Annotated in this window: 15 protein-coding genes; 10 read left to right on the top strand and 5 right to left on the bottom strand. The window is 60.3% G+C overall.

The window, feature by feature from the left end; translation table 11 throughout:
• Nucleotides 1-178 precede the first annotated feature (178 nt).
• Nucleotides 179-1,387 (top strand): enoyl-ACP reductase FabV, encoded by a 1,209-nt coding sequence (gene fabV, locus M0D43_RS10740; RefSeq protein WP_252164611.1) that lies wholly within the window; start codon nucleotides 179-181, stop codon nucleotides 1,385-1,387.
• A gap of 161 nt (nucleotides 1,388-1,548) precedes the next feature.
• Nucleotides 1,549-1,836: a hypothetical protein gene (locus M0D43_RS10735; protein WP_252164610.1), complete on the top strand. Its 288-nt coding sequence runs from the start codon at nucleotides 1,549-1,551 to the stop codon at nucleotides 1,834-1,836.
• Nucleotides 1,837-2,013: 177 nt separating this feature from the next.
• Here the strand turns inward: M0D43_RS10735 and M0D43_RS10730 are convergent, their stop codons facing one another.
• Nucleotides 2,014-3,036, bottom strand: coding sequence for a sugar kinase (locus M0D43_RS10730; RefSeq protein ID WP_252164609.1), 1,023 nt, complete (start codon nucleotides 3,034-3,036; stop codon nucleotides 2,014-2,016).
• A gap of 286 nt (nucleotides 3,037-3,322) precedes the next feature.
• Here M0D43_RS10730 and M0D43_RS10725 point away from each other — a divergent pair, with 286 nt between their 5' ends.
• The 8 genes from M0D43_RS10725 (at nucleotide 3,323) to M0D43_RS10690 (ending at nucleotide 14,133) form a co-directional block, all read left to right on the top strand.
• Nucleotides 3,323-6,103: a TonB-dependent receptor gene (locus M0D43_RS10725; RefSeq protein ID WP_260808199.1), complete on the top strand. Its 2,781-nt coding sequence runs from the start codon at nucleotides 3,323-3,325 to the stop codon at nucleotides 6,101-6,103.
• A gap of 339 nt (nucleotides 6,104-6,442) precedes the next feature.
• Nucleotides 6,443-10,309, top strand: a complete 3,867-nt coding sequence (locus M0D43_RS10720) for a LamG-like jellyroll fold domain-containing protein (RefSeq protein WP_252164608.1) — start codon at nucleotides 6,443-6,445, stop codon at nucleotides 10,307-10,309.
• 187 nt (nucleotides 10,310-10,496) lie between these two features.
• Complete coding sequence (locus M0D43_RS10715; RefSeq protein WP_252164607.1) at nucleotides 10,497-10,706, top strand: hypothetical protein; 210 nt, start codon at nucleotides 10,497-10,499, stop codon at nucleotides 10,704-10,706.
• Nucleotides 10,707-10,766: 60 nt separating this feature from the next.
• Nucleotides 10,767-11,150, top strand: a complete 384-nt coding sequence (locus M0D43_RS10710) for a hypothetical protein (protein ID WP_252164606.1) — start codon at nucleotides 10,767-10,769, stop codon at nucleotides 11,148-11,150.
• A gap of 121 nt (nucleotides 11,151-11,271) precedes the next feature.
• Nucleotides 11,272-11,412 carry a KTSC domain-containing protein gene (locus M0D43_RS10705; protein WP_313905065.1) on the top strand — a complete coding sequence of 47 codons (141 nt, stop codon included), beginning with the start codon at nucleotides 11,272-11,274 and terminating at the stop codon, nucleotides 11,410-11,412.
• Nucleotides 11,413-11,978: 566 nt separating this feature from the next.
• Nucleotides 11,979-12,497 (top strand): hypothetical protein, encoded by a 519-nt coding sequence (locus tag M0D43_RS10700; protein ID WP_252164604.1) that lies wholly within the window; start codon nucleotides 11,979-11,981, stop codon nucleotides 12,495-12,497.
• Nucleotides 12,498-12,905: 408 nt separating this feature from the next.
• Nucleotides 12,906-13,376 carry a hypothetical protein gene (locus M0D43_RS10695; RefSeq protein ID WP_252164603.1) on the top strand — a complete coding sequence of 157 codons (471 nt, stop codon included), beginning with the start codon at nucleotides 12,906-12,908 and terminating at the stop codon, nucleotides 13,374-13,376.
• Between the two features lie 82 nt (nucleotides 13,377-13,458).
• Nucleotides 13,459-14,133 carry a DinB/UmuC family translesion DNA polymerase gene (locus M0D43_RS10690; protein WP_252164602.1) on the top strand — a complete coding sequence of 225 codons (675 nt, stop codon included), beginning with the start codon at nucleotides 13,459-13,461 and terminating at the stop codon, nucleotides 14,131-14,133.
• 531 nt (nucleotides 14,134-14,664) lie between these two features.
• On the opposite strand, the gene M0D43_RS10685 is transcribed toward M0D43_RS10690, so the two are convergent.
• From M0D43_RS10685 to M0D43_RS10670, 4 genes are all read right to left on the bottom strand, one after another.
• On the bottom strand, nucleotides 14,665-15,498 hold the full coding sequence (locus tag M0D43_RS10685) for a tetratricopeptide repeat protein (protein WP_252164601.1): 834 nt from the start codon (nucleotides 15,496-15,498) through the stop codon (nucleotides 14,665-14,667).
• A 180-nt stretch (nucleotides 15,499-15,678) separates the two neighbouring features.
• Nucleotides 15,679-15,945, bottom strand: coding sequence for a DNA adenine methylase (locus M0D43_RS10680; protein WP_252164600.1), 267 nt, complete (start codon nucleotides 15,943-15,945; stop codon nucleotides 15,679-15,681).
• A gap of 100 nt (nucleotides 15,946-16,045) precedes the next feature.
• Nucleotides 16,046-17,494: an XVIPCD domain-containing protein gene (locus M0D43_RS10675; protein ID WP_260808198.1), complete on the bottom strand. Its 1,449-nt coding sequence runs from the start codon at nucleotides 17,492-17,494 to the stop codon at nucleotides 16,046-16,048.
• The gene (locus M0D43_RS10670; RefSeq protein WP_252164599.1) at nucleotides 17,491-18,174 is read right to left on the bottom strand and encodes a hypothetical protein; all 684 of its coding nucleotides are present in this window, start codon (nucleotides 18,172-18,174) and stop codon (nucleotides 17,491-17,493) included. The genes M0D43_RS10675 and M0D43_RS10670 overlap by 4 nt, the downstream gene beginning before the upstream one ends.
• Nucleotides 18,175-18,506: the final 332 nt, after the last annotated feature.

Raw genomic sequence — 18,506 nt, 5'->3', positions numbered from 1 at the left:
CGGAAGTCGATTGTGGTCGCTGTTCGTTGCTGCGTGCGGAGGCAGGCGCTGGCCCCGCGCAGCGCCTGCGGCGGCCTTCACGCGCTTCCATACAGCGGCGTGTGTTACGCATCAGGCTGTTTCGCGCGCGCCGCACGCACTAAGATGCCGCCAGCATCTTGCTGACCAGGAGTCCACGTTGATCATCCATCCCAAAGTGCGCGGCTTCATCTGCACCACCACGCATCCGCTTGGCTGCGAGCGCAATGTGCTCGAGCAGATCGTCGCAACGCGCGCACGCGGCGTGCGCAACGACGGCCCGAAGAAGGTGCTGGTGATCGGCGCATCCAGCGGCTACGGCCTGGCCTCGCGCATCACTGCCGCCTTCGGGTTCGGTGCGGACACGCTGGGCGTGTTCTTCGAAAAGCCCGGCACCGCGACCAAGGCCGGCACCGCCGGTTGGTACAACTCGGCCGCCTTCGACAAGCACGCCAAGGCGGCGGGCCTGTACAGCAAGTCGATCAACGGCGATGCGTTTTCCGATGCCGCGCGCGAAAAGGTGATCGAACTGATCAAGACCGAAATGGGTGGCCAGGTCGACCTGGTGGTGTATTCGCTGGCCTCGCCGGTGCGCAAGCTGCCGGGCAGTGGCGAAGTGAAGCGCTCTGCGCTCAAGCCGATCGGTGAGACCTACACCGCCACCGCCATCGACACCAACAAGGACACCATCATCCAGGCCTCGATCGAGCCGGCCAGCGCGCAGGAGATCGACGACACCATCACCGTGATGGGCGGGCAGGATTGGGAACTGTGGATCGACGCGCTGGAAGGTGCTGGTGTCCTCGCCGACGGCGCGCGCAGTGTGGCCTTCAGCTATATCGGCACCGAGATCACCTGGCCGATCTACTGGCATGGCGCACTCGGCAAGGCCAAGGTCGATCTGGACCACACCGCGCAGCGCCTGAACGCGCGCCTGGCCAAGCACGGTGGCGGCGCCAATGTGGCGGTGCTCAAGTCGGTGGTCACCCAGGCCAGCGCAGCCATTCCGGTGATGCCGCTGTACATCTCCATGGTCTACAAGATCATGAAAGAGAAGGGCCTGCACGAAGGCACCATCGAACAGTTGGATCGCCTGTACCGCGAGCGCCTGTACCGCGAAGACGGCCAGCCGGCCGAGGTCGACGACCAAAACCGTCTGCGCCTGGACGACTGGGAATTGCGCGACGACGTGCAGGATGCCTGCAAGGCACTATGGCCGCAGGTCACCACCGAGAATCTGTTCCAGCTCACCGACTACGCCGGCTACAAGCACGAGTTCCTCAAGCTGTTCGGCTTCGAGCGCGACGATGTGGATTACGACGCCGATGTGGCGACGGATGTCACGTTCGATTGCATCGAGTTGGGCTGAGGAATCGGGAATCGGGAATCGGGAATCGCAAGAGCGGTGGGTTGCTGCATCGGTGATCTTCGGCGGACCTGAACGTTTTGCGGCAAGGACAACCGGCACGCGATGCTGGTTGCCCTTGCTGTTACGAATCCCGACTCCCTAAGCCCAAATCTCTGCCTTCAATGGACAAACTTATCGCCCATCTGGTCCTGGCTTTTCTGGTCAGTGGCGTCTGTGCCGTGCTGTTGCGGTTTATCCGGCTCCACGGCGCGCTTAAAGCACTGATCAATCTGCTGATCACCACGGCCGTGGTTTGCGCCGTGGTGATGCAGGACGGCTCGGCACCGCCGTGGCAGAACGCGCTATTGATTGCGGCGTTTTTCAGCGTTCCGGCATGGGTCTGCGTGGTGCTGGTGAGTACCGCACTGGCGTGGGGCATCAACAAACGCCGCGCACGCAGGCCGGCTTGAACCCCATAAGCGCTGCGAATAACACCTAGCAAAAGCATTTTGCCTACCGCCCGCAGGCCACGCCTGCACGCACGCAACAGCGTGTCAGTACGAAGCGCACCGTGCCCTCTGACCAACAACGCTAGAAAAAGCGCTGAAAGCCAGCGCTCTTCCGATTCCCGATTCCCCACTCCCGATTCAACGCTTCACATCAAACCGCGCATCGCCGACGCACGCCTGCACATCGGCCACCGACAGCGGATTGAAATCGCCCGGAATCGAATGCTTCAAACAGCCGGCGGCCAGGCCGAAGCGCACGGTGTCCTCCAGCGACCAGCCTTCGATCAGGCCGTGCAGCACGCCGGCCGCAAACGCGTCGCCGCCACCAATGCGGTCGATGATGGGGGTGAGTTCTTCGCTGGGTGCACGCGCCACCGCGCCCTCGCGCGGCACCAGCATCGCGCCCAGGCTGTGGTGGTCCACGTGATGCGCCACGCGTTGCGTGCACGCCATCAACTGCAGCTGCGGAAAGGCAGTGAAGGCTTGCTGCGCAGCCGCTTCCACGCGCGCTTCCAGCGTGTCCTGCGCAAACTCGCCGCCCAGCACCACGCCGATGTCGCGGTAATCGGCAAACACCACATCCGCACAGGCAAACAGCTGGTGCAGGATGCCGCGCGCATCGCCCTGCCAGCGTTGCCACAGCTTGGGCCGGTAATTGCCGTCGAACGACACCTTGACCCCGGCCGCGCGTGCGGCACGTGCCGCCGCCAACGTGGCCTGCGCCACCTCCGAACCCAACGCCGGGCTCACCCCGGACAAGTGCAGCCACTGCGCGCCCTCAAGCAGGCGCGGCCAGTCGTAGGCGTCGGCCGGTGCCAGCGCAAACGCCGAATCGGCGCGGTCGTAGATCACTTCGCTGGGGCGATGGATCGCACCGGTGGTCAAAAAATACAGGCCCATGCGGCCATCCACGCGCCGCACGTGGCGGGTCTCCACGTCATGCCGGCGCAGTTCGCCCAGCACCGCCGCACCCAGCGGGTTGTCCGCCACCGTGCTGACCATGGCCACGGCATGGCCGAAATGCGCCAGCGACACGCCGACGTTGGCTTCTGCACCACCACAGTGCACATCCAGCCGAGGCTGCTGCAGCAGCAGCGCATGACCAGGCGCCCCCAGGCGCAGCAATAACTCACCAAAACACAGGATACGGGCACGGCTCATGTGGCAATTACCTCGGCTGGGTGATGCGTGACGAGGTGGGGGCGCCGCCACGCATTGGGATGACCATCGGTGTCATTGTAGCCGGCGTGAAATACCGGCTGCCACGGGCATGATGCGACGTGAAGTGACGGCTTGCATCGCTTTTTCGGAAATTTGGTGGCGTTTTCTGCTGCGCTGCAAGATGTTACGGGGCGATTCAGCTGGTAACGTCGTTTTGACCAGCGGTGTCATTACCGCTCACACCCCGCTATTTCACATTGTTCATGGACCCTTGGGAGGGGAGGACATGCAATTTCGGACCACCAGCCGGAAGACACCGGTTACCTTGCTTGCACTGTCGATCGGCCTGGCGCTGAGCGGCCACGCGGCTGCACAAGAGGCTGCCCCATCGCCAGCCGAGCCCGCCGTGGATCTGGACACTGTCACGGTGACCGGTTACCGCGCCAGCGTTGAGAAGGCCCTGGACATCAAGCGCGGCGAAGCCGGCGTGGTCGATGCCATTGTCGCCGAGGACATTGGCAAGTTCCCCGACCTCAATCTGGCCGAGTCGCTGCAGCGCATCCCCGGCGTGGTGATCACCCGCGATGCCGGCGAAGGCCGCGCCATTACGGTGCGTGGTCTGGGCCCGGAGTTCACCCGCGTGCGTATCAACGGCATGGAAGCGCTCACCACCGTGGGCGCCGGCGACCAGAGCGGCGGCACCAACCGCGGCCGTGGCTTCGACTTCAACGTGTTCGCCTCGGACCTGTTCTCGCAGCTGATCGCGCGCAAGACGGCCTCGGCCGATGTGGAAGAGGGCTCGCTGGGTGCCACGGTCGACCTGCGCACTGCGCGCCCGTTCGACTACAACGGCTTCACCTTCGCCGCCAGCAGCCAGGCCGCCTATAACGCCATGGCCGAAAAGGCCAACCCGCGTGTGGCCGCGTTGATCGCCAATACCTGGGCCGACAACACCTTTGGCGCCCTGCTGTCGGTGGCCTACACCGAGCGACAGGTGCTGGAAGAAGGCTCCAACACCGGCCGTTGGGCCAATGGTCCGAGCAACGGTAACTTCAGTGCGGCATCGCCCTACGCGGCCGCGCGCTTGACCGACGTGTACCACCCGCGATTCCCGCGCTATGTGCAACTGGAACACGACCAACAACGCCTTGGCGTGACCGGGTCGTTGCAGTGGAAGCCCACTGACCGCACCACCGTCTCGCTGGATGCGTTGTACTCCAAGATCGACGCCACGCGCGATGAGCACTATATCGAGGCGATCTCCTTCAGCCGCGGTCGCGACAGCGGCACGCCACGTCGTGCCGATCGCGACGGCAAGCCCGCCACCATCGTGCGCAACGGCGAAATCCGCAACAACGCGCTGGTGTACGGCGAATTCGACAACGTCGATATCCGCTCGGAAAACCGCCACGACGAGTGGAACACCGAATTCAAGCAGATCAGCCTGGATCTGGAGCACCGATTCAGCGATGCCTTCTCCGTGTCTGGTCGTGTCGGGACCTCGCGCTCGGCGCACGAGAACCCGGTGCAGACCACCATCATCATGGATAAGTACGACGTCGACGGGTACAGCTACGACTATCGCGGCAACAGCCGCGCGCCGGTGCTGAACTACGGCATCGACCCGACCAACCCTGCCGGTTGGGAACTGGCCGAAATCCGCCTGCGCCCGCAGACCGTCGACAACGATTTCGATACGGCGCAGATCGACTTCAACTGGAACATCAGCCCTGGCTTTCGCCTCAAGGGGGGGGTGCTGGCCAAGAACTACACCTTCAGCACCGTTGAACTGCGTCGCGCCAGCGAAGTGTCGGTGCCGACCTTTGCCAATGGCAGCCGCATCGTGCCGACGGACCTGACCGAGCAAGCCGGTCTCAAGGGCATCAATGGCAGCCCGTCCAACTGGGTCGTCCCCAATCTGGATGCGGTGGCCGACCAGCTTGGCATCTACAGCAACAGCGGCACCTTCGCCGTGGCGCCGCGCGCCAACAACACCCGCAGTGTCGAAGAAAAGGACCGCGGCGTCTGGCTGATGGGCGAGTTCTCCACCGACCTGGGTTCCATCCCGCTGTCGGGTAACTTCGGCGTGCGCTATGTGCGCACCGAGCAGGAGTCCTCCGGCTATGCGTTGATCAACAACGCACCGGCGCTGACCACGGTGGGCCGCAAGTACAACAACACGCTGCCCTCGTTCAACCTGGTGGCCGAGCTCGCGCCCGACCTGTTGCTGCGTTTGGGCGCGGCCAAGGTGATGTCGCGTCCCGGCCTGGGCAGCCTGACGCCCGGTGTGACCGTGGCGGTGGCCGGTGGTGCACGCACGGTGTCCGGCGGCAACCCGGATCTGGATCCGATCGAAGCCACCAATGTCGATCTCGGCCTGGAGTGGTACTTCAACGAAGGCGCGATGCTGGGTGTCGGTGTGTTCTACAAGGACATCGAAAGCTTCATCCAGACCGCACGCGAAGTGCGCCCGTATTCCAGCAGTGGCCTGCCGGCCTCGTTGCTGGATGGCACCGGCGCCAGCATCAACGACGACTTCACCTTCAGCATTCCATTGAATACACCCGGTGGCGAGTTGAAGGGCGTGGAGGCGAACTATGTCCAGCCGTTTACGTTCCTGCCGGGCAAGTGGGCCAACCTGGGCGTGCAACTGAACTACACCTGGGTCGATTCGCAGATCCAGTACCTGTCCAGCACCGGCACGCCGGTGATGAAAAACGACCTGACCGGGCTGTCGCGCTCGTCGTGGAATGCAACCTTGTTCTATGAAGGCGAGACCTTCGCCGGCCGCATCTCGGCCACCAATCGCGACGACTACCTGACCCAGGCCCCCGGCACGGAATCGGGATTCAACGTGGACGGCGTGCACGGCATGACCGGCACCACCATGATCGATGCCTCGCTGCGCTACAAGATCAGCAAGCAGCTGGAGTTGAGCCTGGAGGGCATCAACCTCACCAACGAAGCGTCCGACGAATGGGTGTGGTCGCCGCAGACCGGTGAGTTGCCGCTGCAGTACACCGAAACCGGCCGCCAGTTTTTGCTGGGCCTGCGCTACAAGTTCTAAGTGGTGTCTGCCCGCGACGCCTATCGCGTCGCGGGCGTGATCCCAACGTTCCAACGCATCGGCACGGTGCGTTGCTGGCCGCATGGCGCTGCACGCAATGCCGTGACGTGCATTGCAGCCGGCCCGCACCGCGCACCACCCTGATCACCAGCATGCAGACGTTGGCGATCACTGCGCGATGCAGGCGCAGGCCGGCACCGCGTAGTCTATGCAGACCATCGCTCCTGCCGGGCAAGACAGGTGGCAAGCCCCTGCCGGCGTGGGGCTGCCAACGCCATGCAATATCGAATATTCGCCGCGCGGTGACCCCGTGCGGCGATGCTCTTTGAGGAGTAGGCAGTGAGCGTGTTGAAGGGTTGGATGGGTGTGCTGTTGTTGATGGCGCTGCCCGTAAGTGCGGCCGCAGCCGATGCACCGGAGTTGTTGTTCCGCGTCTCGGCCGACCAGAGTGTGCAAGCCGATGTCGCCCGCGGTGATGGCGTGCCCAACTTCCGCGACAAGATCACCCTGGTGCCCACCGGCAAACGCGGCAACGCCATCGAATGGGCCGACGACGGCGTGCTGTCGTGGAATGCGCCCGGCAACCTCTACACCCAGCGCGGCACGCTGAGCTTCTTCTGGCGCGCGCGCTATCCCGTCGGCGAAGCGCCGTTCGTGATCTTCCGCGTCGGCTACGCCGACCACACCAGCTGGGACATGGCCTGGCTGCGCATCGACTGGAACGGCCACGGCTTCGATGCCTTCGTCACCGACGCCAACCTCGCGCGCACCCGCGTCTCCTTCAAGCTCGACAAGGCCCCGGCCGCCAGCGACTGGACCCACATTGCGTTTGCCTGGGACGAAACCCGCGGCGTGCGGCTGTACGTGGACGGTAAGGAAGCCGCACGCGTGGACTGCGGTGTGCCCTGCGCCAACGGCGGCGCGCTCGACTTCGACGCCGCGCTCGACCAGTTCGGCCTGGCCGGTCGCGTGATGTCGCCGCACCAGGTGCAGAGCCGCTACAACTTTTTGCGCGGCAGCGACTTCGACGAGATCCGCATCTACGACCGCATGCTCGACGCCAGCGGCGCCGCCGCGCTGGCACGCCTGCAGGAGCCCGCCAGCGCTGAAGCACCCACCGGCAACGCGCAGCACGCCGCCTTCCTGCACCGCTTCGGTTGGGACAACGGCCACGCACCACCACTGCTGGATGCACCGGTCACCCGCATCCGCAAGGTGGAGTTCGCCGACGCGCGCGACCTCAAGCAATGGATGTGGAAGGCCACCGACGGCATCGCCGAAACCACCTGGCCCGGCGTCTACAACCGCTCGCGCCTGCCCGGGCGCGACGACTACTTCCAGCTACCCGACTGGAACACCTATGTCGAAGGCGGCAAGGCGCTGGACCTCACCCTGCCGGACGAGCCGGTCAACCGCATCGAGCTGCGCGGCGCCGCCTACGGCCAGGCCACATACGCCGCGCCCAACGCACAGGCGCAGCCCTTGTTCGCACGCCAACAAGGCGTCGTACGCAGTGTCGACCAGTTCGAAGAACGCCGCGGCGGCACCCTGCGCTTTGCCAACACCGCGCAGGAAACTCCCATCCAGGAAATCTGGGCCTATGACGTGCAGCCAGGCGAGGTGCCCAAGGGCAGCGCGCAACTCAGCTACACCGTGCGCAGCGACGTCCAGCCCGACTACGACAACCTCGCCCCATTGCGCGATGTCATCGACGGCCGCTACCCGCCAGGCGAGCGCCAGACCGTCATCGCGCTGCCCACCAAGGCACCGGCGCGCAAACGCCCCAGCGACAAGGCCGCAGCAAGCGCGCAGCAACCCATCGTGCACATCCTGGTGCCCTCCAGCCTGGGCGACCCGCCGCCGGACCAGGCGCTGATGCGCAGCTGGTCCTACGGCTGGGAGAACATGCACGACGGCCTGGACGGCATCGCCATCACCCTGCCGGCGCTCAACCTGCCGGCCACCCACAACGGCAGCATCCCGCTCAACATCCGCATCAAGGACCCCATCTGGCCCGCGCGCGACATGATCGATGTCTCGGTCGCGGTTACCCCCGGCCAGCCACGCACCCTGTGGCTGGATCTGCGCGACAGAATCCTCAGCAACGACAGCCTGATGCTCAGCATCGCCGCCGCCGCGCCCGGCTTTGACGCCAACGCACTCGACGGCACCCAGCTGCAGCTGGTGTTCAAGCCGCGCGCCGAGGCCATCAAAGAGCACGTCGCCGACCGCTTCAACCAAGTCAAGGACAACTGGGGCTTCCTGGTCGAAGAACACACCACCTCCAAGCGCCAGCTGCTCTACAAGCGCCTGGACGCCGACATCACCGACCTGCTGCGCGTCGACCCGGACCACGCCCTCGGCCGCCAATACTGGAACGACATCAGCTACGCCAACCAGGGCGCGTTGCCTGTCGAGCTGCCCACCGTGCCCAAGGGCGTGCCCGCCTGGGCGTTCTGGCAGCTGCAGGACCTCAGCGCCACCCGCCGCTACATCCGCTGGTGGATCGAGCAGCGCCAGGTGGCCTACGGCGATTTCGGCGGCGGCATCTCCGACGATTCGGACCTGGTGCAGCAATGGCCCGGCGTCGCGCTGATGGGTGTGGACCCGGACCTGCTCAACGCCTCCATGCTGGCGTTGTCCGATGCCAATTACCGCAACGGCATGTTCACCAACGGCCTGTCCACCATCGAAACCGACGAGCTGCATTCCTATGAGGAGGGCATCAACCTCAACAGCGCCCTGCTGTACCTCAACTGGGGCGATCCACGCACCGTCGAGCGCCTGATGCAGACGGTGAAGGCCTTCGACACCATCATCCAGGTCAACCCCCAAGGCCACCTGCTGTTTGCCAGCAACTGGTTCGGCGGCCGCAAGGTCTACCGCGAGCCCAACTGGCAATGGCAAAAACCGTACTCCTTCCCCATCGTGCACCCGGCCATCCTGCTGGGCGGCTATAACGCCGACCCCAACAGCCGCCGCATCGTCACCGGCCTGGCAGACGGCTATCTCGCCCACGCCTACACCAACGCCAAGGGCAACTGGGCGCTGCCCAACGAGATCAACTGGCAAACCGGCAAAACCCGCGGCGGCGAACTGTTCGAAGGCAGCGGCGGCGCCGACACCTTGCACACCTTCTGGGCCGCCTACCGCTTCACCGGCGATGCGCGCTATCTCAAGCCGATCGACTACCGCGTCGCCAACAGCGGCCCCAACGGATTATCCCTGCTCAACGAAAACTTTCTGGATGTCATGGGCAAGCGCAGCGACTGGAGCGGCAAGCTCATCGACGCCGCAAACAAGGACGACGGCAGCGCCCCGGACTTCCCGCACTTTGTTGCCTGGGAGCAAACCGGCAACCTCGAGTATCTCGCCGCCATTTACCGCAGCGAGGCACGCGAGAAACTGCAGAACTTCTACATGAACACCGAAGGCCACTGGTGGAGCGACCGCGTGGAATCCCCCACCGTCAACCTGCAGCGCGCACGCCTTGGCGGCGTGGCCATCAAGCGCAACCAGACCTATCCCGGCCACACCGTGAGCTGGCGCTTCGCCGATCCAGAGGCCGCCACCCAAGTGGCTATCGCCATCCCCGCACCCCGGCAAGACCGCTTCACCGTCATCGCCTACAACACCTCCAGTAAAACCCAACGCGCCAGCATGACCGGCTGGAACGTCGCCCCAGGCCAATGGCGCATCACCCAGGGCGTGAGCAAAGGCAACGACGGCAAGCTCGACAGCAACGCCAGGACGCAAGAGCTCGCTTTCGAAAAAAGCGTGGCCATCGACATCGACTTCCCCGCAGGCCGCACCACCGTCCTGCAGCTCGAACGCATCGCAGTCACCACCCCGGTCGAACTACGCCCGGACCTGGGCATTGGCCACGGCGATGTGCGCGTGACTGCAGACGCCATCGAAGTGATCGTGCACAGCCTCGGCCACGCCGATGCACCGGCTGGGTTTGTGGTGCTGGAGGATGGGCGTGGGAAGGAGCTGGCAAGAGCCCCATTCCCGGCACTCGCCGCGCCACGCAATCTGCAACCGATCACTACGCAGGTGCGCCTGCCGCTAACCAACGCCGCAAACACAAAAGCCGTGCAGCTGCGCGTCATCACCGATGGCAACACCGCAGAGATTACCGGCCTCAACAATAAACTGCCGCTGCCAACCTCAACCACCGCGCCAACGACAAAAAACAGCCCATAACCAAACGCACCACTCCCTTCTCCCGCACGCGGAAGAAGGTGCCCGAAGGGCGGATGAGGGCAAAGCCGATAAAGCCAACAATCAATCACCCAAGCGCATTGACGCAATCCAAAAACTCGGCGAGGATTAAAACACGCAGCATGTAACGCAGCCGCAAAGCCACACATTTCTTCAGGGGGAAGAAACAATGTTGAGCAAGGCATGGAGCGTCGTGGCACTGAGTGTGGCTGCACTGGGATTATTTGCCGCATCCGCGCAAGCGCGCGTCAGGGCCGCTGGCGCGCACCACAACACCAGTCACGGCGGTCACTACAGCGCAGGCCACGGCGCCTCGCACAAGGGTGGCAGTTACCGCAGCACAAGTACCAACAACCACTATCGGCGTCACAAGTCCTAGCAGGCCTCAAGCCAACGCCACTTGGAAGTGCTGCGTAATGCAAGAACTAGGACGCGAAGAATGCGCTATCAAAAACTCGTGAAGCTGCTCGCCTGCCTTGCCGGCGTCATGCTCGCGGCGACAGGCGCATTGCTGGTGGCGCTGGTTGCAGCGGGCCAGGTACGTGAAGGGCAGACGGGCGCATTGATCAGCGGCATCGGATTTCTGGTGATGGCCGCTCCCGCGCTGGCAATGCCGTTTTCCTTGCGCGCTGCCAAGCGATTGCTGATGCTGACATTGTGTTGCCTTGCTGCACTCGCGGTCTGGCTTTGCTTTTGGCCGAAAGAGGGCGTGACGCCGACGCTACACCTGAGAGTCGCTGTCCTTGCATTTCCTGCACTCCTGATACTCCGCATGCTGCTGGCTCGCCGTCGCAAGATGACGAAGCTTAGTACTGACAATTAACTAAAAGAGCAGCCCCGAAGTGGTGCCACGTAATTCAAACGCTAGGAAAATCGATGGATATGATTCGCGTCACCTCGTCACCTCGTCAGCCATCAGCGCTATTGGCTACGACCCGGCTAGCATGCTTATGAAAATTCAATTCGTGCAGGGTCACACATACGACTTCTGCGGTGTGCCCTCGCACGTTTTTCAGGGGCTTCGCGATGCGGGCTCAAAAGGCCGTTACTACAACGATCATATCCGTGACCGCTATCAGTGCTGACTGCTTGGTTTTGGGACATGTCCTAGCAATTAATTCACACCGAGCTGGCTTCGCCCGTCCGCTTAATTCAGGCGTTAGGCCATAGGAGAGAGGTTATGGCAATCAAGAAGATCCATTCCCCCAAGCCACCTAAGCCGCCTGATCGCCTCCAAAACTTGCAGAGCTTAAGGCCTTTTGGAAAGACCAAATGGGTTCGCGCTCACTGGCGCTGGGACTACTCCACACACAAGTGGGAGTGGGTGCTTGGTCACTGGAGCAAATGAAATGAGAGGTGCGCCATGGAACGAGAGCATACGGTCCAAGTTTGGAGCCAGCCCCATCAAGTCACTGTTTACCAAAATTCCAAGTCTGTCTGGATTGCCGCTGGCACGTACATGGGCGAGCTAGTAGAGGTGAAAGGCCGCACTGAAAGCCAAGCTCTTGATAGCTGGCGCGAAGCGGCTAGGTATAGAGGCGGCTAGGCCATGTTTGGGTATCAACTTCTGTGGCCTAACAATTCAATCAAGCCGATGCCGCTTCGCGGCATGTCTTAAGTCAAGCGTTAGCCCCTCTCTTTGGAGACTCATGTGAGCGATACCAAAGTCTTTTTTTGCAATAAAACGTACAACGAGAGGTGGTTCACCGACATCGAATCGTCAAACGGGATTCACTACAAGATTATTCATGCAATAATTGACGAAGCCACGCTAAGCGGCGGCGGACAAATTCGCCAAGCAGACATCTTGGAAAAGCATGAAGACATCAGGGAATACCTAGTCCGCCGACCATTCCGACTAATCCCTAGTAGCGGCACTGAGCTCACGGGAAACGGGCGAGGAATTCATCATGCCAAGTATTCGCCCACCAAGAGTGTTGCAGTGCTCTGGCAGAGAATTGATGGTCTTATCAACTTTACGTTCGACGACCACGCGCCGATCAAATACCACCGCGCGATCTATTCATTCAGTCAATTGCGGATTGGGCGCCAGATTTTCCCCTTGAACTCAAAATGCAGCCGCCTCACTAGAGAGATACTCAAGAGCGACAAGCCTTGGCGCTACAAGGGAGTTGATCTGAGGAAAAGATTTTATGCCGCTAGAGGCTAACAATTCGTTCAGGCCGAGCACGCTTCGCAGCTGCGGCAGACCAACGTAACATTGTCACGCTGCCGTGGCCGCATAGCGGCCTGGATCAACTAGGGCGTTAGGTCTAGCGCAAGGGGTGTGCAGGTTGGCATGAATGCCGGAAGAACGGGGTCAGATTCACTTAGGCATCAGCTCCTGTTTCTTGTCGATCAATGGCGAGGAACGGGGTCAGGTTCACTTAAAAAATGAGTCGCCCCGGTTATCGAAAGCCATGTGGCGCAACTATTACCAAGGATGTGAGGATATGGAGGTATGAGCAAGAGTACGGATGCGCTGACTGCGTTCCTTAGCAACTGGGGACAGTTGAAGAAACAACGCCCAGCGGAAGGGGACTTTGCCACCTAAGGGTATCCGCTTTCCTACGCGTCGATGGATGAATTGTTTGACAGATGGAAGCAGACACTTGCTACGTTGGATGCAAAAGGCTATTGGAATAGCTCACCTGAGGTAGGCATCGCGGATGTGCCAATCGCCGCACAAATTAACAGCTTGTCCTCTCTCGTTTCGTCGGCGGTGCATAATGGTATTAGTTGGCTGCTGAGTGCCCAGTTCCTGGAAACGGCGCACAACACGCAGTCGCAGCTTTCTGCCTTAACTCGTCGCCAGGCAAGCTTGAATAAAGAGGTTGCAAAACTGCTGGCGGAGCGAAGCACAGAGAGTTTTGAGGTTGTAATTGGAGCATCTGATGCTGCAAAGAACGTGCTTAAGCTAGATAAGGATGTAGCTGAAAGCGCACAGAAGATTGTGAATACAGCGCAGTCCGTCGAGGCTGCTAACGCCTTGGCCGAGGCAACAAATGCTCGAAAGAACGGGTCAGGTGCAATTAATAAGTCAACCTGACCCCTTTTCTCGGAGGACCACGCCAGTTGGCGACCTCTGGGGCGTTGGTAGGCGCTGGAGCGCCAGGCTGCAGGCGCGCGGTGTGTATACGGCAGCGGATCTGCGGGATGCGGCTGCAGACGACCTGCTCGCGGAGTTCGGGGTGGTCATGGCGCGCACACAGCGCGAGCTGCAGGGCCACGCCTGCCTCGAGCTCGAAGAGGTCGAGCCAGACCGGCATCAGATCATGGTCAGCCGGTCGTTCGGGACATGGGTAAGCGACCCGCAAGATATGTCAGAGGCGTTGGCCACCTTCGCCATGCGTGCCACCGAGAAGCTGCGCGCTCGCGGATTGACGTCGAGCGCAATTGGCATCTTTGCCGAAACGGATTCGTTCAAGCCGGGCGTACCGCAGCACAACCCATCACGCACCGCCCCACTCGCCTCCGCCACTTATGACAGCCGAATCGTGCTCACGATCGTACGCCGGCTGTTCCAGGGCTTCATGCGAGAGGGCTTCGCCTACAAAAAAGCCGGCGTGCGCCTGATGGATCTGGCCAAGCCTGAAGACCTGCAGGGCGACCTATTCACTCCGGCTGGCATCGGCGACGAGAAGCTGATGAGCACCTTGGATGCCATCAATCGCCGCTTCGGGCGCGGCACTGCAAGCCTGGGCGCAAGCAGCTGGCAGAGATCACCCGAATGGGCATCTAGGCAAAACATGCTGTCAGGTCGTTTCACGACTTCGTTGAGCCAACTGCCAAGAGTTCAATGTTGAGATTTGATGCGTCGGATAATTACGAAAAATATTGCGACACATACAAAAGCCCGCGTCATGCGGGCCTTTGTTTACATGCTGGCAGACAATGTGGTCACACGTCTAAACGGGCTGTAACGGTCGCACGTCAACACTAGGTCTACCTCCACCGCTCGACGGAGGCCTGCTACCAGAATTTGAGCCTCCGGTGCCCTGCCTAACGTCTCCGTTGTCATAACGAGGACCATCGGGCAAATTTGGATATCTAACTTGCTGGGTTGCTGGACCGCCCAACCATCCACCACTTTGGGTTGATGTATAAGTAATACAGACATTCTGATTACAAAAAATTATCTTGTCTCCGTACTTCAAAGGCATCTCTGACTTCGCCCTGTTTTCCATTTCCAACACGTTTGCGCGAGTCGGCATCGGTGTAGCTAGCTCATCCGAGGTGTACCACGGCCCATAGACAGCAGCGATAACGGCGCTTAATGAAAAACCTGCGCAAGCAACAATTGCCAATGAGAATTTTATTGTCATAACCTTCCTAGTTTAAGAACAACATTCCCCAGATATCGAAGCCGCCCTGCGCTCACTCGCAGAAACTTCGGCAGCCGTCATCTGAGACCTCATCCGAGTCAGAATGCTTCCGTAAAGGCCAGGCTCACGGTCCTCTGCTGCGCGATAATAAGAGTAAGAAGCGGCCAGGTCTTTTGGCGCTAGAATCCCATCTCGATATATGTCGCCAAGTCGACTCATTGCATCAACGTTTCCTTTCGACGCGGACCTCGCCAGGAACGCGACTGCATCCTTCTTGTACTGTGCGACCCGGCTTGGGTCTCTTAGCATATCTCTGGCATCACCGATGACTGCCTCAGAGTCGGTAGCAAAAAGCAGCTGCGCGTCAACATTGCCTTCTTCTGCTGCTCTTCTTAGCCACTGCCCCCTCTTTGCCAACATGTCAGGCGTTGCATCTTTACAGTCGGCCATCGCGCCCGATATCGAATTCTCCAACTGCTCTGGCTTGATGCCCGCTGCTGCATAGGCTTTTATTTCATCGTCCGTTAGCTGAGTTGACAGCGCTTGCACGCATGCATTGGACTTCAGATATAAGCCTAGAGCAGCCTCGGCGTCACCTAGTTGCGCGCTTCGCTCAAGCCTTTTTACTACCTGTCCATACGAGCCTGTAGGCACTTGGACAGTATTAGCCGTCTCGCGCAAGTTGGCGCCCCGAGCTTTATTATCTGCCTTTACCAAAGTGGCAGAGGAAACCACAGGCACAGCCGATACCGCCGATGCAGCCTTCTTTTGAAATTGCGAAATATAGAGCGAACTTACAAGCACAGCTGCGATCAGAGCCGCAGCGAACAAATAATTCCTTTTCACCCGCCCCCCCCAAGCCAAATCGCCGAGAAACTAGTTAAAAAATTAAACAATTTCCGCTTTTCTTAAAGCGGCCACGACCGCAGACTACAAGGAATTTTAAATTTTTGCAATCGCACCAATCAGTGGCCGTCTCTCGCGTCATACTTTTGAGCTGCAAAGACCGGACCTGATCTAACGGCTTCAAAACAATGTCGCTACTGAGTCATCCCAGGACTTGATGATCAATTCGCCAAAGCGCTTCTCACGGCTGTCAACACCACCAATCGTATAGTTGAGCTGCAACGGAATGCACTGGTACCGACCAAAGACAGCTCGGACATCCGGATGGTCGTTCAGCGACACCACAATCTTGCCGCTGCACGAGCGCATCAGCTCCGCCATGCGCTCGTACTCCGAAAAAGGAAAGTCTACGCCGTAGCCTTCGGTCTGCCAGTAAGGTGGATCCACCGAAGAACGGGGTCAGATTCACTTAGGCATCAGCTCCTGTTTCTTGTCGATCAATGGCGGCTAGCCGTTTGATGATGAAAAGTGCGGGTATGTCATCGCCTCAAAGCGATGGAACAGGGCCGCGCTGTTGTTCCTGCAAGCGCTGCTGTTCCACTGCCAGCTCTTGTGTGCGCTCCTGTGCTAGCCGCTGGTTGACAGATTCCAGTTGCGTAAAGCTCTCTTGAACAGGCCGCTGCGCTGCATCGGCCGTCGGCATATGAGCGCGCAGCATGGCCGGATCCTTTGGATCGCCTTGTACTACGAACAGAGTCTGCGCAGCGGGCGAGTCTCTGGTCTTTTCGCTGAGCAGCACGTGGTCCACCCGGGTTAGTCCGTTGTCTTTGGCTAGCGTCAGCAGACTCGCGGTCATCCGCTCGCTGGTAGCGTCGAACGTGCGGCCATTGGCGGCGTCCAGCTGCTCTACCTTGCTCCGGATCTGCTGATGCATGGCGTGGTCCGGGTGCCCCGCCTCTGCAGGCGTCAATGCGCGTCCAGGCTCATTCGGTGCCACAAGATTGGGAGAACTGACACCGCGTGCGCCAGTGTCCTTGAGCTGCACCATGCCATAGCCATCCTTGCCCAGGTCAACGATGTTGAACGTCTTCGCAGACCCCAGCTCCAGCCCGTTGCGCTCCAGCTGCCTTGGGTCAAGGCCCAAGGATTTGAGATCGATGCGGACTTCCGGAGGCTGGCGGTCATGCGCCAGATGCGCGTAGTTCTGCGCGATGTGACTGATCGGATTGACGCCATAGTAGTTCCTATAGTCGGAATCGCCATGTGGGCCTAGCGTGCCACTGCTGTCGTAAAAACAGTGCTCAACAGATTTGGTCAGCGCATCGTTGCGGGTAAAAGGGTGCTTGGTGAGTGCATCGTAGGTCAGTCCGTCTGCAAACTGCGGAGCGCCGGTCGGTTGTCGCACGACACATCGATTACTCGACCTGTCGAGCAACTCCTTCTCAACCACACTGTCGGGCATCTCAGGGTTCAGATGTTTGATTCGATCATGCAGGGCACGCATTCCCGAGATTTCCGACAGTGCTTCGTCTGCGCGAGTCGAATCCAGGTAAACACGGGTAGGGCCAGTCAGGTCGACCTGATGTTCCCGATTGTCGTAGGCCTCCTGCATCCGGTTGCCCATGCTCTTGCCGAACTCGGCAAGGGCGTCGGCACGATGCTGGGTCAATACGCCGTGCATCGTTTCATGGCCCATGACTTCGGTCAGATAGTCGATGCGCTCTGATCCTGCGAAGTCTTTGAACGCTGCTCCACTGATGTTGAGTGTGCCCGCCTTGCCGTCCTTACCGTCCTGGAAGTGACCCCCGTTGTTCTGTCCATGCGAAACAGCAATCGCACCAATTCGACCTTTCTCAATGGCATCACCTAGCAGGTTCGACAGATAGGGTGATTCGGCGATTGTCTGGCGAATGCTGTTCTCTGCACCAGCGGGGAGTGCAGGGTCTTTTCCCATCTGGGCAAGTAGAGGCTCGATACGTGGGTCAACCCGGTTCATGGCTTGCCTCCATTGATCTTGACGCTATAAACGCACTCTTGTTGATTGCCTTGTTTATTGGTTCGATATAGAAGCAATGAGACAGAAAAAATCTGACTTCCACCGTTGATCGCGCGCCAATGCTGGCGTAGCCATCCACCCTGAAAGGGCCGCTGGCCGCCGCGCGTATATCCCATCCCTTCGAGCGCTTTGGAGAGTGCTTCTGCTTGCCAGATGCAGGTGGACGTAGGCACGCGCGTGGGGTCGTTATGGTCAGGTAGAGTCACTGCAACCTCTATCCGCGAGAAGCCATCTTTCGTTGGGCGATGCGTCGCGTAGAGCGCATAGCCATCCGCTAAAGCGACGTCCTTCACTTCACGCCACGGGTATGCCGGATCAGACGGTGGTCCAAGCTTGATGCCAAGTGCCGACTCCATCTTGGGGTAGCCCAGATCCGCTGGCACAGTCAGTCCATCAATGAAGCGCAGCAGCCGGCGCTGCAATTCTTGCAGGGTTGTATTCGCAGAGACGGCGCCGTTGTCGGTAGCTCTGCTCTTCTCTTGCGGGCGCGGCGTCGCTGTCGCAGCAGATGACGTGCCTGCATCCCGCTTTGCTTCATGGGGTGTGCGAGCACATGCACTTGGCAGCGCTATTGAAAGCAGCAGCAAGGGAAACAGGTTTCGGAAGCTAATTTTTATCATTGGGATCCTGCGACTCACGCGACATCGCGCTGCTGGCCAATTCTCATTCGCGCCGTTCGTGTCATGCACTATCGCCCCCGAATCTGAGTGGCGCGATAGTGATGGATAGCGAGGGAACGTAAAGCTATTTGCGGGAGGGTGGGGATGCGCTTGGAGTAGCAATCTCTCTAGGTTCAATCCAACTCTGACCCTGCTGCTTCAAACGTTGACGCAAGGATCTTCCATCAACGCTTTCCAGATTGCCAGCATCAGCCAGTTGACATGTCACGCAGCGCGTAGCAGTCTTTTCGGCAAGGAGCGTAGAAACTCCTCTAAGAGCGGTACCCACCTCC

Origin of the sequence: Xanthomonas prunicola (assembly GCF_025266575.1) — a bacterium.
GTDB lineage: Bacteria > Pseudomonadota > Gammaproteobacteria > Xanthomonadales > Xanthomonadaceae > Xanthomonas > Xanthomonas prunicola.
Note: the sequence above shows the minus strand (reverse complement) of the source record. Positions and strands in the feature narration are given on the sequence as shown.

Coding starts and splice junctions, on each gene's coding strand:
- M0D43_RS10735 (WP_252164610.1), top strand. CDS start 1,549: ATGGACAAACTTATCGCCCATCTGGTCCTGGCTTTTCTGGTCAGTGGC.
- M0D43_RS10730 (WP_252164609.1), bottom strand. CDS start 3,036: ATGAGCCGTGCCCGTATCCTGTGTTTTGGTGAGTTATTGCTGCGCCTG.
- M0D43_RS10725 (WP_260808199.1), top strand. CDS start 3,323: ATGCAATTTCGGACCACCAGCCGGAAGACACCGGTTACCTTGCTTGCA.
- M0D43_RS10715 (WP_252164607.1), top strand. CDS start 10,497: ATGTTGAGCAAGGCATGGAGCGTCGTGGCACTGAGTGTGGCTGCACTG.
- M0D43_RS10710 (WP_252164606.1), top strand. CDS start 10,767: ATGCGCTATCAAAAACTCGTGAAGCTGCTCGCCTGCCTTGCCGGCGTC.
- M0D43_RS10705 (WP_313905065.1), top strand. CDS start 11,272: ATGCTTATGAAAATTCAATTCGTGCAGGGTCACACATACGACTTCTGC.
- M0D43_RS10695 (WP_252164603.1), top strand. CDS start 12,906: ATGGATGAATTGTTTGACAGATGGAAGCAGACACTTGCTACGTTGGAT.
- M0D43_RS10675 (WP_260808198.1), bottom strand. CDS start 17,494: ATGAACCGGGTTGACCCACGTATCGAGCCTCTACTTGCCCAGATGGGA.
- M0D43_RS10670 (WP_252164599.1), bottom strand. CDS start 18,174: ATGATAAAAATTAGCTTCCGAAACCTGTTTCCCTTGCTGCTGCTTTCA.